Origin of the sequence: Streptomyces sp. NPDC006872 (assembly GCF_040635845.1) — a bacterium.
Taxonomy (GTDB): Bacteria; Actinomycetota; Actinomycetes; order Streptomycetales; family Streptomycetaceae; genus Streptomyces.
Genome location: NZ_JBEYIL010000002.1, coordinates 144,385 through 157,188 on the forward strand (window position 1 = coordinate 144,385; position 12,804 = coordinate 157,188).

Annotated in this window: 15 protein-coding genes and 1 pseudogene; 7 read left to right on the forward strand and 9 right to left on the reverse strand. The window is 72.1% G+C overall.

The window, feature by feature from the left end; genetic code table 11:
* Positions 1-29 precede the first annotated feature (29 nt).
* Both ABZ725_RS05695 and ABZ725_RS05700 read left to right on the forward strand, forming a co-directional pair.
* A pseudogene (locus ABZ725_RS05695) lies at positions 30-605 on the forward strand (FAD-dependent monooxygenase); the annotation flags it as partial.
* 39 nt (positions 606-644) lie between these two features.
* Entirely contained in the window at positions 645-2,081 is a 1,437-nt protein-coding gene (locus ABZ725_RS05700) for a benzaldehyde dehydrogenase (RefSeq protein WP_358801491.1), read from the forward strand.
* 15 nt (positions 2,082-2,096) lie between these two features.
* On the opposite strand, the gene trxA is transcribed toward ABZ725_RS05700, so the two are convergent.
* Complete coding sequence (trxA, locus tag ABZ725_RS05705) at positions 2,097-2,471, reverse strand: thioredoxin (protein WP_358801492.1); 375 nt, start codon at positions 2,469-2,471, stop codon at positions 2,097-2,099.
* Positions 2,472-2,590: 119 nt separating this feature from the next.
* On the opposite strand from trxA, the gene ABZ725_RS05710 reads away from it, so the two are divergent.
* Complete coding sequence (locus ABZ725_RS05710) at positions 2,591-4,012, forward strand: NAD(P)/FAD-dependent oxidoreductase (RefSeq protein ID WP_358801493.1); 1,422 nt, start codon at positions 2,591-2,593, stop codon at positions 4,010-4,012.
* A 58-nt stretch (positions 4,013-4,070) separates the two neighbouring features.
* Here ABZ725_RS05710 and ABZ725_RS05715 read toward each other — a convergent pair whose 3' ends face one another.
* Entirely contained in the window at positions 4,071-4,715 is a 645-nt protein-coding gene (locus ABZ725_RS05715) for a peptide deformylase (protein WP_358801494.1), read from the reverse strand.
* A 149-nt stretch (positions 4,716-4,864) separates the two neighbouring features.
* Between ABZ725_RS05715 and ABZ725_RS05720 the strand changes: the two genes are divergently transcribed.
* The gene (locus ABZ725_RS05720; RefSeq protein ID WP_358801495.1) at positions 4,865-6,262 is read left to right on the forward strand and encodes a PepSY-associated TM helix domain-containing protein; all 1,398 of its coding nucleotides are present in this window, start codon (positions 4,865-4,867) and stop codon (positions 6,260-6,262) included.
* 82 nt (positions 6,263-6,344) lie between these two features.
* Here ABZ725_RS05720 and ABZ725_RS05725 read toward each other — a convergent pair whose 3' ends face one another.
* From ABZ725_RS05725 to ABZ725_RS05735, 3 genes are read right to left on the reverse strand one after another with little or no spacing between them, the layout of a single operon-like run.
* Positions 6,345-6,701, reverse strand: a complete 357-nt coding sequence (locus tag ABZ725_RS05725) for a tetratricopeptide repeat protein (RefSeq protein ID WP_358801496.1) — start codon at positions 6,699-6,701, stop codon at positions 6,345-6,347.
* 50 nt (positions 6,702-6,751) lie between these two features.
* A complete protein-coding gene (locus tag ABZ725_RS05730) occupies positions 6,752-7,201 on the reverse strand; it encodes a MarR family winged helix-turn-helix transcriptional regulator (protein WP_358801497.1) in 450 nt (149 codons plus the stop codon).
* Positions 7,198-7,677: a MarR family transcriptional regulator gene (locus tag ABZ725_RS05735; RefSeq protein ID WP_358801498.1), complete on the reverse strand. Its 480-nt coding sequence runs from the start codon at positions 7,675-7,677 to the stop codon at positions 7,198-7,200. Before ABZ725_RS05735 ends, ABZ725_RS05730 begins: the two co-directional genes overlap by 4 nt.
* 174 nt (positions 7,678-7,851) lie before the next feature.
* On the opposite strand from ABZ725_RS05735, the gene ABZ725_RS05740 reads away from it, so the two are divergent.
* A complete protein-coding gene (locus tag ABZ725_RS05740; protein ID WP_358802050.1) occupies positions 7,852-8,622 on the forward strand; it encodes an isoprenyl transferase in 771 nt (256 codons plus the stop codon).
* A gap of 28 nt (positions 8,623-8,650) precedes the next feature.
* Here ABZ725_RS05740 and sigJ read toward each other — a convergent pair whose 3' ends face one another.
* On the reverse strand, positions 8,651-9,592 hold the full coding sequence (gene sigJ / locus ABZ725_RS05745; protein WP_358801499.1) for an RNA polymerase sigma factor SigJ: 942 nt from the start codon (positions 9,590-9,592) through the stop codon (positions 8,651-8,653).
* Between the two features lie 158 nt (positions 9,593-9,750).
* On the opposite strand from sigJ, the gene wrbA reads away from it, so the two are divergent.
* A complete protein-coding gene (wrbA, locus tag ABZ725_RS05750; protein ID WP_358801500.1) occupies positions 9,751-10,362 on the forward strand; it encodes an NAD(P)H:quinone oxidoreductase in 612 nt (203 codons plus the stop codon).
* A gap of 81 nt (positions 10,363-10,443) precedes the next feature.
* Here the strand turns inward: wrbA and ABZ725_RS05755 are convergent, their stop codons facing one another.
* Genes ABZ725_RS05755 through ABZ725_RS05765 form a run of 3 tightly spaced genes read right to left on the reverse strand, consistent with a single transcriptional unit; the run spans position 10,444 to position 12,417 of the window.
* Positions 10,444-11,409, reverse strand: a complete 966-nt coding sequence (locus tag ABZ725_RS05755; protein ID WP_358801501.1) for a pirin family protein — start codon at positions 11,407-11,409, stop codon at positions 10,444-10,446.
* A 35-nt stretch (positions 11,410-11,444) separates the two neighbouring features.
* Positions 11,445-11,933: a hypothetical protein gene (locus ABZ725_RS05760; RefSeq protein ID WP_358801502.1), complete on the reverse strand. Its 489-nt coding sequence runs from the start codon at positions 11,931-11,933 to the stop codon at positions 11,445-11,447.
* Positions 11,934-11,955: 22 nt separating this feature from the next.
* Positions 11,956-12,417 (reverse strand): ATP-binding protein, encoded by a 462-nt coding sequence (locus ABZ725_RS05765; RefSeq protein ID WP_358801503.1) that lies wholly within the window; start codon positions 12,415-12,417, stop codon positions 11,956-11,958.
* A 129-nt stretch (positions 12,418-12,546) separates the two neighbouring features.
* On the opposite strand from ABZ725_RS05765, the gene ABZ725_RS05770 reads away from it, so the two are divergent.
* Complete coding sequence (locus tag ABZ725_RS05770) at positions 12,547-12,777, forward strand: DUF397 domain-containing protein (RefSeq protein ID WP_358801504.1); 231 nt, start codon at positions 12,547-12,549, stop codon at positions 12,775-12,777.
* Positions 12,778-12,804 lie beyond the last annotated feature (27 nt).

Sequence of the window (12,804 nt, forward strand, 5' to 3'; positions counted from 1 at the left end):
GGAGGCACGCCATGCGCACGACGGTCGGCATCATCGGCGGCCACACGGTCACGATCCACGCCCGGACGGAGATCGAGGGCCGCGAGCAGAGCCTCGGCCGCGACCGGGGCGTCGGCTGCGACGGCTCGCACGGCATCGCCCGCGACGCCTTCCCGGCCGCCTGCGGCCGGACGTACACGCATGACCACCCGTACTCCTGGCTCGGCGTGCTCGCCGAAGTGCCGCCCTTCTGCGACGAGTTGATCCATGCACGGCATGAGCGAGGCTTCGCCCTGCACCGCATGCGCTCGACGCACGTCTCGCGGCTCAACCTCCGAGTCCCGTGCGGCACAAGGGTGCGGGACTGCCTCGAGTCCGTGACCCGGATGCGCAGTTGTGGTCACGAGCCGATGCGCCGCGGTCGGCTGTGTTCGGAGTTGTGTCTGCAACGTGTGTGGCAGGCGACACGTTTTTCCTACGACATGACTAGGATGTTGCACGCTCAACCAGATGGGGATGCGTTCGACCACCGGATGCAGCGCGCCCGGCTGCGCCGGATCACCGCATCCCGCCATGCCGCCGCCGAACCGGCGGCCAACCACACGGGACTTCCCCTCCCCCTGTGAGAGCCGCGAGTCCCGCGGGTCACCGATCGGAGAGCCTTCATGCCGCTGCTCGACCCCCAGACCTGGCAGCCCCGCACCTTGTCGGGGCCCCGGTACACCGTCACCGAGCCCGCCACCGGCGACCAGCTGGGCAGGGTCGTCCTGGCAGGCGCCGAGGACGTCGGCCCGGCCGCCGAGGCCGCCCGCGCCGCGCAGACCGAGTGGGCGCGGCTTCCGCACTTCGTCCGCGCCGGAGTGCTGCGCAAGGCCGGCGATCTCTTCGCCGCGCACGCCGAGGAACTGCGCGAGTGGATCGTCCGCGAGTCCGGCTCCATCCCGGGCAAGGCCGACTTCGAGCTGCACGTCGCCGCCCAGGAGTGCTACGAGGCCGCCGCCCTGGCCTCCCGCCCGGCCGGACAGGTCCTGCCCAGCGAGGCGCCCCGGCTCTCGTACACCCGGCGCGTCCCGGTCGGCGTGGTGGGCGTGATCTCCCCGTTCAACGCCCCGCTGATCCTCTCGATCCGCTCCGTCGCGCCCGCCCTCGCACTCGGCAACGCGGTCGTCCTCAAGCCGGACCCGCGCACCGCCGTCTGCGGCGGCCTCGCCCTGGCCGCGGTCTTCGCCGAGGCCGGACTGCCCGAGGGACTGCTGCACGTGCTGCCGGGCGGCGCCGAGACGGGCGCCGCGCTGGTCGCCGACCCGCGGGTCCCCGTCATCTCCTTCACCGGGTCCACCGCGGCCGGCCGCGCGGTCGGCGAGGCCGCCGGACGCCACCTCAAGCGGGCGCATCTGGAACTCGGCGGCAACTCCGCGATGATCGTGCTGGAGGACGCCGACCTGGACGCGGTGATCTCCACGGCGGCCTGGGGCTCGTTCTTCCACCAGGGCCAGATCTGCATGACCACCGGCCGCCACCTGGTGCACGCCTCCCTCTACGAGGAGTACGTCGAGCGGCTCGCGGCGAAGGCCGACGCCCTCGCCGTCGGCGACCCGCACCGCGCGCAGGTCCACCTCGGCCCCCTCATCGACGCCGGCCAGCTCAGCAAGGTGCACGCCCTGGTGGAGGCCAGCACCGCGGCCGGCGCGAAGCTCGCCGCGGGCGGCACGCACGAGGACCTCTTCTACCGGCCGACGGTCCTCGCGGGCGTCGACGACGCCACCCCCGCCTACGCGGAGGAGGTCTTCGGCCCGGTGGCCCCCGTGCGCCCGTTCACCACCGTGGACGAGGCCGTGGCCCTGGCCGCGCACAGCTCCTACGGCCTCTCGCTCGGCATCGTCACCCGGGACGCCGCGCGCGGCCTCGACCTCGCCGAACGCATCCCGACCGGCATCGTGCACATCAACGACCAGACGGTGAACGACGAGGCCGTCGCCCCCTTCGGCGGGGTCGCCGCCTCCGGCACCGGCGCCCGCTTCGGCGGCGACTCCAACCTGGAGGCCTTCACCGACGTCCGCTGGACGACGGTACGGGCCGACGTGGCGCCGTACCCGTTCTAGGCCCCCCGCGAGGGGTTACTCGCTCTTGGCCTGCTCGGCCTCGACGGCCTTGCGGACCTCGTCCATGTCCAGCTTGCGCGCCTGTCCGATGACGTCCGTGAGGGCGGCCTCGGGCAGGGCGCCCGGCTGGGCGAAGACGGCGACCCGGTCCCGCACGATCATCAGCGTCGGGATCGACTGGATGTCGAACGCCGCGGCCAGCTCCGGCTGCGCCTCGGTGTCCACCTTGCCGAACACCAGGTCCGGGTTCTCCTGCGCCGCCTTGTCGTAGACGGGGGCGAACTGACGGCACGGCCCGCACCAGGACGCCCAGAAGTCGATCAGCACGAAGTCGTTCTCGGTGACCGTCTGGTCGAAGTTCTCCTTGGTGAGCTCCACGGTGCTGCTCATGACCTGATTCCTTCTTCCTGGTGTGGGGCGAAGCAGTCCGCACAACACGGTCGGCGGATCGCGTATTCCGCGCCCCTACCCGTGTGGCCGCCCCGCACACCACCCACCAGACTGGCCCCATGACGGAAACGGAAACCATCGCGTACGACGTCGTGGTGCTCGGGGCCGGGCCCGTGGGGGAGAACGTCGCCGATCGCACCCGCGCGGCCGGTCTCACCACCGCGGTCGTGGAGAGCGAGCTGGTCGGCGGCGAGTGCTCGTACTGGGCCTGTATGCCCAGCAAGGCCCTGCTGCGCCCGGTGCTCGCCCGCGCCGACGCCCGCCGGGTGCCCGGTCTCGCCCAGGCGGTCCAGGGCCCCCTCGACGTTCCCGCGGTCCTCGCCCATCGCAACTACTACACCTCCGACTGGCACGACGACGGCGCGGCCCAGTGGCTCGACGGCATCGGCGCCGACCTCTACCGCGGCCAGGGCCGGCTCACCGGCCCGCGCACGGTGACCGTGGGCGACAGGGTGCTCACCGCCCGGCACGCCGTGGCGGTCGCCACCGGCACCCGCGCCGCCCTGCCCGATCTGCCGGGGCTCGCCGAGGTGAAGCCCTGGACCAACCGGGAGGCGACCAGCGCACAGACCGTGCCCGGCCGGCTCGTCGTGGTCGGCGGGGGAGTCGTCGCCGCCGAGATGGCCACCCTCTATCAGGCGCTCGGCGCGCGGGTCACCATGCTGGTGCGCGGCAAGGGCCTGCTCAACCGGATGGAGCCGTTCGCCGGCGAACTCGTCGTCGAGGCGCTCACCGAAGCGGGCGCGGACATCCGCACCGGAGTCTCGGTGGAGTCCGTGAGCCGCACGGCGGACGGCGTCGTCGTGGTCGTCACCGGGACCGGGGACCGGATAGAGGCCGACGAGATCCTCTTCGCCACCGGACGCGCCCCGCGCACCGACGACATCGGTCTGGACACCGTCGGCCTGGAGCCCGGCTCCTGGCTCGGCGTCGACGACAGCCTGCGGGTGAACGGCACCGACTGGCTGTACGGGGTCGGCGATGTCAACCACCGTGCCCTGCTGACCCACCAGGGCAAGTACCAGGCCCGGATCGCGGGCGCCGCCATCGCCGCCCGCGCCGCCGGGACCCCGCTCCTGCAGACCGAGCCGTGGGGCGCCCACGCGGCCACGGCCGACCTTCACGCCGTCCCCCAGGTCGTGTTCACCGACCCGGAGGCGGGGGCGGTCGGCCTCTCCCTGGCGGAGGCGGAACAGGCCGGGCACCGGGTGCGGGCCGTCGACGTCGACATGGCCTCGGCGGCCGGAGCAGGTCTGTACGCCGACGGGTACAAGGGCCGCGCCCGGATGGTCGTCGACCTGGACGAGGAGATCCTGCGCGGGGTCACCTTCGTCGGACCGGGCGTCAGCGAGCTGGTCCACTCGGCGACGATCGCGGTCGCCGGCCAGGTGCCGATCGCCCGGCTGTGGCACGCGGTGGCGGCCTACCCGACGATCAGCGAGGTGTGGCTGCGGCTGCTGGAGGCGTACCGGGACAACTGACCCTGGGTCGGCTGCCCCACGGCAGCTGACCCACGGCAATCGACCTGCGGCAATCGACCTACGGCAACTCGAAGTTCAGCGCCCGCGCCGCCTCCTGCGGCGTGGGCTGCGTCCAACGCTCCAGCACGGCCTGGTTGGCCGACAGCGAGCGCGGTTCGGCCTGGTCGAGGTAGAGCAGGCCGTCGAGGTGGTCCGTCTCGTGCTGGACGATACGGGCGGGCCACCCGGCGAACACCTCGTCCAGCGGCCGCCCCTGCTCGTCCTCGCCGGTCAGCCGCACCTCGGCGGGCCGGGCCACCACCGCCTGGTAGCCGGGCACGCTCAGACAGCCCTCGAAGAAGCCGACCCGCGCGGAACCGACCGGCTCGTACGACGGGTTGACCAGGACCCGGAACGGCAGCGGCACCCGCCCGCGGGCCAGCCGCACCTCCTCCGGCACCGGAGCGGGGTCCTCGATCACCGCGATCCGCAGTTCCACGCCGACCTGCGGGGCGGCGAGACCGACACCCGGGGCGGCGAGCATGGTGACGCGCAGGGCCTCCACGAACCGGGCCAGCAGGGCGGGGTCGAGCTCGCCGTCGTAGCGCGCGGTCCCGGCCCGCAGGACCGGGTCGCCGGCCGCGACGATGGGCAACGGGCCGCCGGGGGCGAGGAGTTCCTCGATCCGGTCGGCAAGGGGCGCGCGGGTACTGGGAGATGCCATTCGGCCAGGATGCCACGCTCGAGGTCCATGTGACGCAGGTCACTCGAAGTGGTCGGAACTCGAAGGGGTCCCGTTCCGACTACCTGATCGTCACGCCGGGAAACGTCCCCTCCCCACCCCGGCCACCCCGACCCCGGAGAAGCCCGCCGATGTCCATCGCTCCCCCGACCAGCACGGACGAGGTCCCGCAGGCAGCGGCCCCCGCGCCGAAGTCCCGCGGCCCATGGGCCCCGCTGCGTCCCCTGGTCCTGCGCCTGCACTTCTACGCCGGCCTGTTCGTCGCGCCCTTCGTGCTGATCGCCGCCGTCACCGGGTTTCTCTACGCCGGCGCGTTCCAGGCCGAGAAGCTCCTGTACTCCCAGGAGCTGACCGTGCCGGTCGGTGACACGAAGCTGCCGATCTCCGAGCAGGTGGACGCCGCCCGCAAGGCCCACCCCGAGGGAACGGTCTCGGCCGTGCGCCCCTCGCCGGAGGACGACGCCACGACCAGGGTGATGCTGTCGGGCGTCGAGGGAGTCGCCGCCACCCACACCCTCGCCGTGTTCGTCGACCCGTACACCGGCACGGTGCGCGGCGCGCTGGAGCAGTACGGCTCGACCGGCGCGCTGCCGCTGCGCACCTGGATCGACGAGTTCCACCGCGACCTGCACCTCGGTGAGAACGGGCGTCTCTACAGCGAGTTCGCCGCGAGCTGGCTGTGGGTGATCGCGGGCGGCGGGGTCGCGCTGTGGTTCTCCCGCCGCCGCGCCCTGCGCAAGGTGCGCGGCACCAGCGGGCGGCGCCGCACGCTCGGGCTGCACGGCACGGTCGGCGTGTGGGCCGCCGCCGGGTTCTTCTTCCTGTCCGCGACCGGACTGACCTGGTCGACGTACGCGGGCGCCAACGTCGACGAACTGCGCACCTCCCTCGGCCAGTCCACCCCGTCGGTCTCCGCGGCCGCGGGCGGCGGCGAGCACGCCGGGCACGACTCGGCGTCCGCCGCGGGCGGGGACGGCGAGCACGGCGTCGGCCTCGACAAGATCCTGTCCGCCGCGCGCGCCGAGGGCCTGGGCGACCCGGTCGAGATGGTCCCGCCCGCGGACGCGTCCTCCGCGTACGTGGTCAAGCAGGTGCAGCGCAGCTGGCCCGAGAAGCAGGACGCGGTCGCGATCGACCCGGCCACCGGCGAGGTCACCGACACCGTGCGGTTCGCGGACTACCCGCTGCTCGCCAAGCTGACCCGATGGGGGATCGACCTGCACACCGGCGTTCTGTTCGGCCTGGTCAACCAGCTCGCGCTGATGGTCCTCACGCTCTCCCTGATCCTGCTGATCGTGCTGGGCTACCGCATGTGGTGGCAGCGCGGCCGCGGCTCATCCTTCGGCCGGCCGATCCCGCGCGGCGCCTGGGCGCAGGTTCCGCCGTACGTCCTGGTCCCGCTGATGGCGGGGGTCGCCGTGGTCGGCTACTTCATCCCGCTCCTCGGCATCCCGCTGGCCGGCTTCCTGCTCGTGGACATCGTCCTCGGCGAGATCGCGTACCGACGGGGGCGGCGGACGACGGTCTGAGATCTGGGGCCGGAGCGGTACGGCAGCGACATGGGAGCGGCCCGGCGGTGGGTTCCACCGCCGGGCCGCTTCTTCGGTTCTGTCACTCCTGCGGGAAGTCGCCCGCCAGCGCCGAGGCGATCCGCAGGTGCGGTCCCGCCTCCTCGTGCCGACCCTGGCGCTCCAGGGTGCGGCCGAGCATCAGCCGGGCGTAGTGCTCCACCGGGTCACGCTCGACGATCACCCGCAGCTCGGCTTCGGCGCGCAGCAGTTGGGCCGAGTGGTAGTAGGCGCGGGCCAGCAGCAGCCGGGGCCCGGTCTGCTCCGGCACCTCCTCGACGAGTCCGACCAGCACCTGCGCGGCCGTCGCGTACTCCTTGGCGCCGAAGAACTGCTGCGCCCGCTCCCACCGCTCCGCCGGCGTTCCGTGGGCGTAGTACGTCGTGTATGTCGTGTCCACTCGTGACCTCCTTCGGGGCGGTCAACCGGACGGGGTAGTTGAATATTCCACTACGGCTGACCGTCGAGCACGGCCAGCTCCGCCTCGGCCCGCTCGGTGACGTGGACGAGGACCCGGCCGGCGGCGGCCAGATCCTCCGGGGGGATTCCGGCGTAGATCCGGGCGGTGATCCCGCCCGTCTCGGCGAGGACGGCGGCGATCAGCTCGCGCCCGGCGTCCGTGGGCCCGACCAGTGTGCCGTCGGCCACCAACAGCCCCTTGGCGAGGAGCTCGTCGACGGTGCGGTGCACGTCCGCCGGGTCGTTCTTGAGCGATCCGGCGATCTGCTCGACGAGCGCGTCGAGCTCCAGCGGCCCGTCGGCGAGGACGGTCGCCCGCAGGGTCAACTGCTGGAGGAAGGTGGCCCCGTGGCGGGCCAGGAAGTGCTCCAGGACGGCGCGGCTGGCGTAGTGCGCCCGGCCGATGAGGCGGCTGTCGGCGGGAGGTGCGGTGGTGGTCATGACTCCCCCTGGGAGGTCTCGATGGGTTCGAGCGGTACGTCGAGCAGGGTCCTCAGTTCGTCGGTCAGCGCGTGCGTCCGGGCGCTCTTCATGCCGCCCAGAGGCGCCAGCAACTGCTCCAGCAGCCCCTGGACGACCGTGATCGCGCGTCGGGTGACCTCCTCGCCCTGCGCGGTGAGCGCGAGTTGGACCGCACGCGGGTCGCGGGGGTCGCGGGTCCGCTCGATCAGGCCGGCGGACTCCAGGGCTCTGGCGAGCTTCGAGACGTAGAGCGGCTCCAGGCCGGTGTGGTCGGCGAGCCGCCGCTGGCTGGGGCGTTCGCCCGCGCGCTGCATGCCGTGCAGTGACGCGATCAGCGAGTACTGCGCGTGGGTGAGGCCGAGCGGAGCCACCGCCCGGTCCACCGCCACACGCCACTTCGTCGACAGACGCCACACGAGGAAACCGGGCGTGGCCCGTTCGGAACCCTTGCTCATGCTCGATAGATTACATGGCTACTATGTCCATGGCTACTATATTCATCTGCCCGACCCCGTGCCCGACCCCCTGCCAGGCCCCCGGGCGGGGCGGCGGACGGGGCGGCGGGCGCCGGGCGATACGGTGGCTCCCGGTCGGTCGTTGGCGGGGACGAAGGGACATGGCACGTGGCACTGAGGGCGCTTCGCTCGGCATTGGAAGCCCTGTACGTCAGGCGCCTGGCGCGCAAGTTGGAGGGCAAACCCCGTCCACGGCACGTCGCCATCATGCTGGACGGCAACCGCCGGTGGGCGCGCGGAGCCGGGCACGACGACGTCCGTGAGGGCTACCGCGTCGGCGGTGCGAAGGTGGGCGACTTCCTGCGCTGGTGCGCCGCCGCGGACATCGAGCACGTCACCCTGTGGATGCTGTCCGACGACAACCTCCACCGGCCGCCGGCCGAGCTCGAGCCACTGCTCGCCATCATCGAAGAGACCGTGGCCAGCATCTGCGCGGCCGACGAGGACTGGCAGATCGAGGTCATCGGCTCGCTGGACCTGCTGCCGGCGGACACCGCGCGGGCCCTGAAGGACGCCGTCGCGGGCACCACCCACCGGGCGGGCCTCAAGGTCGATGTGGCGGTCGGCTACGGCGGGCGCCGCGAGATCATCGACGCGGTCCGGTCCGCCTTCGACAAACACGTCTCCGCCGGGGGCGACCCGCGCGAACTGGCCGAGAACTTCGATCTCCAGCACATCTCCGACAACCTCTACTCCTCGGCGGGCCACGACACCGACTTCGTCATCCGCACCTCCGGTGAGCAGCGGCTGTCGGGCTTTCTGCTCTGGCAGTCCGCGTACGCGGAGGTGCATTTCGTCGAAGTCCTGTGGCCTGCCTTCCGTGAGATAGACCTGCTGCGCGCACTGCGTTCATACGCGGCCCGGGAGCGGCGTTACGGCAGGTGAGTAACGGCAGGTGAGCATCGGACGACGGTCAGCCCGCCGTCCTCCAGGGCCGGAGCTTGTCGGGGTTGAGCACCGCCCAGATCCGCTTGATCCGGTCGCCCTCGACGTCGAACGCCAGCACCGACACGGAGACGCCGTCCACCTGGGCGACCAGCCCCGGCTGACCGTTGACCGTGCTCTCCACCAGCGTCACGTCGGGCGCCGAGTCCATCCGGCCGGCGAAGAAGCGCGCGATCTGCTCGGCGCCCTCGACCGGGTGGAGCGCGGCCGGGACGAGTCCGCCGCCGTCGCCGGTCGCCGTGGCATCGGGGGCGAGCAGCCCGATGAGGGCGTCGATGTCCTTGGCCGCCCACGCCTGCTTGAAGGCCCGGACGGTGTCGGCGCGCAGGGCTGCCGGGGCCGCGGCGGACTGCGAGGCGCGTATCCGGCGGCGGGCCGACGAGGCCAGCTGCCGGCACGCCGCCGGCGTCCGGCCGACGATCGCGGCCACTTCGGCGAAGGAGTAGCGGAAGACGTCGTGCAGGATGAACGCGACCCGCTCGGCCGGGGTCATCAGGTCGAGGACGACGAGGAAGGCCATGTTGATCGACTCGTCGAGGGTGACCCGGTCGGCCGGGTCGGCCGCGGCGGTGCCGCCCCACCGCCCGCTGACCCACTGCATGCCGTCGGGCAGCGGCTCCGGGACCCATTCCCCGACGTAGCGCTCGCGCCGGGCCCGTGCCGAGCCGAGCAGGTCGAGGCAGATGCGGCTGGCGACCGTCGTCAGCCAGGCGCCGGGGGTTTCGACGGCCTCCCGTTGCTGTGGCGACATGGCGTACCAGCGGGTGTAGGTCTCCTGCACGACGTCCTCGGCCTCGGTCAGTGAGCCGAGGAGCCGGTACGTGAGATTGATCAGCTGCTGCCGCTCGCTCATGATCGCGCTCAGGCTCGGATCGGTCCTGTCGTGCTCGGACGTGGACGGTTCGGTCATGGTGTCGCCGACTCCCTCGGTCGTTCTGCTCCCGTTCAGTTCGACGAGACAGCGCGGCGGAATGTGAGCCGGGCGCCGCTTCGCCTCACGTTCCACAGGGCCGCGTCGTCGGCACTGATGAACGCAAACGCTGTCCCGGCGAGGAAAGTAGGCAACCGATGTCGGAATCGGTCAACGTCTCGATCATTTACTACAGCTCCACAGGCAATGTGCACGCTTTGGCGCAGGCGGCCGTCGAAGGTGCGGAGAAGGCCGGCGCGCAGGTGCGACTGCGCAAGGTCGCGGAGACGGCCCCGCCGGAAGCGGTCGACTCCCGGGCGGAGTGGGCCCAGCACCTTCAGGACACCGCCGAGGTCGCCCAGGCGAGCCTCGACGACGTGGAGTGGGCGGACGTGGTGCTGTTCGGCACCCCCGCCCGCTTCGGCAACCCGGCCAGCCAGCTCAGGGCCTTCATGGAGACCACCGGCCCGCTGTGGTTCCAGGGCAAGCTCGCGGGCAAGGTGTACTCGGCCTTCACCGCCTCCAACACCGCCCACGGAGGCCAGGAGTCGACCCTCCTGGCGCTGGGGAACACCTTCTACCACTGGGGCGGCGTGATCGTGCCCCCCGGCTACACCGACCCCGTCCAGTTCCAGTCGGGCAACCCCTACGGGACCTCCCACGTGGCCGGCGACGGCGCGCCCGGTGAGGTGCCCCTGCAGGCGGCCCGCCACCAGGCCCGCCGTGCCGTCGAGATCGCGGCCGCGCTCAAGGCCGGCCGCGCGGCCTGATCCGGCGCGGAACGCATGGGCCGCTGACCGCCGAAGAGCTCGCCGCCGACGACGGCAGTCGTCGTCGGCGGCGACAACGCGTCAGCGCGCCCTGCCTCGCGGCTTCAGCGGCACCGGGGGCAGTGCCGGTGCGGGCAGCGGGTCCCCGTCGTAGCCCTTCACCTCACCGAAGCGGCTGCCCGTCATCCAGTCCTCGCGGGCCTGTTCGATCTCGGCCTGGGTGCGGCCGACGAAGTTCCAGAACATGATCAGCTCCTCGTCGAACGGCTCGCCGCCGAGCAGCATCAGACCCGCGTCGGACTCGGCCCGCAGAGGCAGTTCGGTGCGGCCGCAGCCGAGGTAGAGCATCGAGCCGGGGAGGACGGGGACGCCGTCCACCTCGACCTCGCCGGACATCGACAGCACGCCGTACTCGAAGTCGGGCAGCAGCGGCAGCCGTACGTCCGCGCCGCGGGCGAGCGTGAGGTCGGCGCCCACGATGGGGGTGTACGCCGTGCCGGGCGAGGTGGAGCCGTCGAGGTCGCCGAGGAGCACCGTGGCCGTGAGGCCGGGGGCCGTGACCGTGGGCAGGTCGGCGTGGTGCTCGAAACGCGGGTCGGTGTGCCGGTGGGCGTCCGGCAGCGCGACCCAGAGCTGGGCTCCGTGCAGATACCGGGCGTGCGTCCTGGGACTCTCCTCGGAGTGGCTGATCGCACGCCCCGAGGTCATCAGCCCCAGTTCCCTGGGCCGGATGGTCTGCAGGCTGCCGGTCGAGTCGCGGTGCAGCACCTCGCCCTCGTGCAGCCAGCTGACGGTCTGCAGACCCATGTGCGGATGCGGCGGGACCTGCATGCCGGGTTCGTCGGCGATGTCGTCGGGGCCGTAGTGGTCGACGAAGGCCCAGGCGCCGATCATCCGCCGGCCGAGGTTCGGCAGCAGTCGGCGTACCTCGGTCGACTCGCCGAGCTTCACATGCCGGGGGCTCAGCAGCTCGCGGACGGGTTCGGCGACGACGAATCCACGGCCGCCGCACACACTGGGCACGGGGGCGCGGTCAAGGTTGCTCATGCGGTCAACCTAGCGCTCCGGTGCGGGAGCGCGCCTCAGTGGGTGAGTGTCGCCACGAGTTCCGTCGTGGCCCGCACGATCTCGGTGTCCCGCTCGGTGAGCAGCTGGGGGAGCACGTCGCGCTGGGCGTGGACGGCGTCGCGGGCCGCCCGTTCCCAGGCCACGTAGTTGTCGGGATGGTGCAGCAGCTTGGGGTAGGCGACGGCCGTCGTCTCCCACTGCCGGGTGTCGGCGATGCTCTTCAGCAGCTGCAGGATCTGCGGGCGACAGGTCACCTCGGGGCGTCGCACGAGTTCCCAGAGGAAGGGCACCGTCGCCGCCGTCGCCTCGTCGACGATGAAGCCGAACTGACAGATGCGTCGGCGCAGTTGGCCGAGCGCCGAGCCGGCGCTGTCGGCGTCGCCGCGGGCGACCGTGGTGAGCAGGGACGGGATGGCCGCGGCGGAGCCGGTGGAGTCCTTGATCTCGGGCCACGGCACATGTCCCAGGGCTGCTAACGGTGCGGTTCTCTTCGTGGCAGTCATCTCAGATATCAGGTGTGGGGGATCAGGGTCGGTGGTGGGTCGGCAGCATGGCCCAGACGGTCTTGCCCACGGGGGAGCGGCGGGTCCAGCCCCAGTGCTCCGAGAGGGCCTCGACGATCTGAAGTCCGCGGCCGTGTTCCAGCAGGGCGTCCGCGCTGTGCGGGTAGACGGGCAGGTTGTCGCTGGGGTCGGTGACGGCGCACACGAGGTGCGAGCGGCGCAGGGTGAGCCTGAGCCGGGCGTGGAACTCGTCCACCCACGGATGCGGGAGTGCGTGCAGGACCGCGTTGGCGGCCAGTTCCGTGACGACGACGACCGCGTCGTCGCCGCAGTGGCCCAGGGACCAGCAGTCGAGCGTGCGATGGGTGAAGTCCCGTGCCTGGGCGAATCCGTCCCGGCTGCCCGTGAGGTGCAGGGCGGCCGTTCTGGGCGAGTCGTGCACCGAAGCGGACTGGTGGCTCCGGATCTGCGCAGGTGATGACACGGGGCAGCTCCCTGAGACGACGTCAGGACGGGGCGCCGGAAGTGCGGTTGACGGCATGGATAGTATCCACGCTGACGGTGTCCCCGTGCAATTTCACGGGAAATTGCGCGTACGAGCAAGGAGGGTGCGGTGCCTTCAGTGCCGAACGGAGTGCGGGCCAGCTCGCTGGGCGTCCGCTGGATCAAGAGCAGTCACAGCAACGCCGAGGGCAACTGTGTGGAGGTCGCGGCCCTGGACGGGGGAGGCGTCGCGATGCGCAACTCCCGTGACCCCGACGGGCCGGCCCTGGTGTACACGCCGGCCGAGATGGCCGCGTTCGTGGCCGGGGCGAAGGGCGGGGATTTCGACCACCTCGTGTGAAGGTCGCGTGAGGGTCGTGAAGTGGGC

What these genes read in the sequence shown, in the direction of transcription:
- ABZ725_RS05700 (WP_358801491.1), top strand. Translation starts at nt 645, where the DNA reads ATGCCGCTGCTCGACCCCCAGACCTGGCAGCCCCGCACCTTGTCGGGG.
- trxA (WP_358801492.1), bottom strand. Translation starts at nt 2,471, where the DNA reads ATGAGCAGCACCGTGGAGCTCACCAAGGAGAACTTCGACCAGACGGTC.
- ABZ725_RS05710 (WP_358801493.1), top strand. Translation starts at nt 2,591, where the DNA reads ATGACGGAAACGGAAACCATCGCGTACGACGTCGTGGTGCTCGGGGCC.
- ABZ725_RS05715 (WP_358801494.1), bottom strand. Translation starts at nt 4,715, where the DNA reads ATGGCATCTCCCAGTACCCGCGCGCCCCTTGCCGACCGGATCGAGGAA.
- ABZ725_RS05720 (WP_358801495.1), top strand. Translation starts at nt 4,865, where the DNA reads ATGTCCATCGCTCCCCCGACCAGCACGGACGAGGTCCCGCAGGCAGCG.
- ABZ725_RS05730 (WP_358801497.1), bottom strand. Translation starts at nt 7,201, where the DNA reads ATGACCACCACCGCACCTCCCGCCGACAGCCGCCTCATCGGCCGGGCG.
- ABZ725_RS05735 (WP_358801498.1), bottom strand. Translation starts at nt 7,677, where the DNA reads ATGAGCAAGGGTTCCGAACGGGCCACGCCCGGTTTCCTCGTGTGGCGT.
- sigJ (WP_358801499.1), bottom strand. Translation starts at nt 9,592, where the DNA reads ATGACCGAACCGTCCACGTCCGAGCACGACAGGACCGATCCGAGCCTG.
- wrbA (WP_358801500.1), top strand. Translation starts at nt 9,751, where the DNA reads ATGTCGGAATCGGTCAACGTCTCGATCATTTACTACAGCTCCACAGGC.
- ABZ725_RS05755 (WP_358801501.1), bottom strand. Translation starts at nt 11,409, where the DNA reads ATGAGCAACCTTGACCGCGCCCCCGTGCCCAGTGTGTGCGGCGGCCGT.
- ABZ725_RS05760 (WP_358801502.1), bottom strand. Translation starts at nt 11,933, where the DNA reads ATGACTGCCACGAAGAGAACCGCACCGTTAGCAGCCCTGGGACATGTG.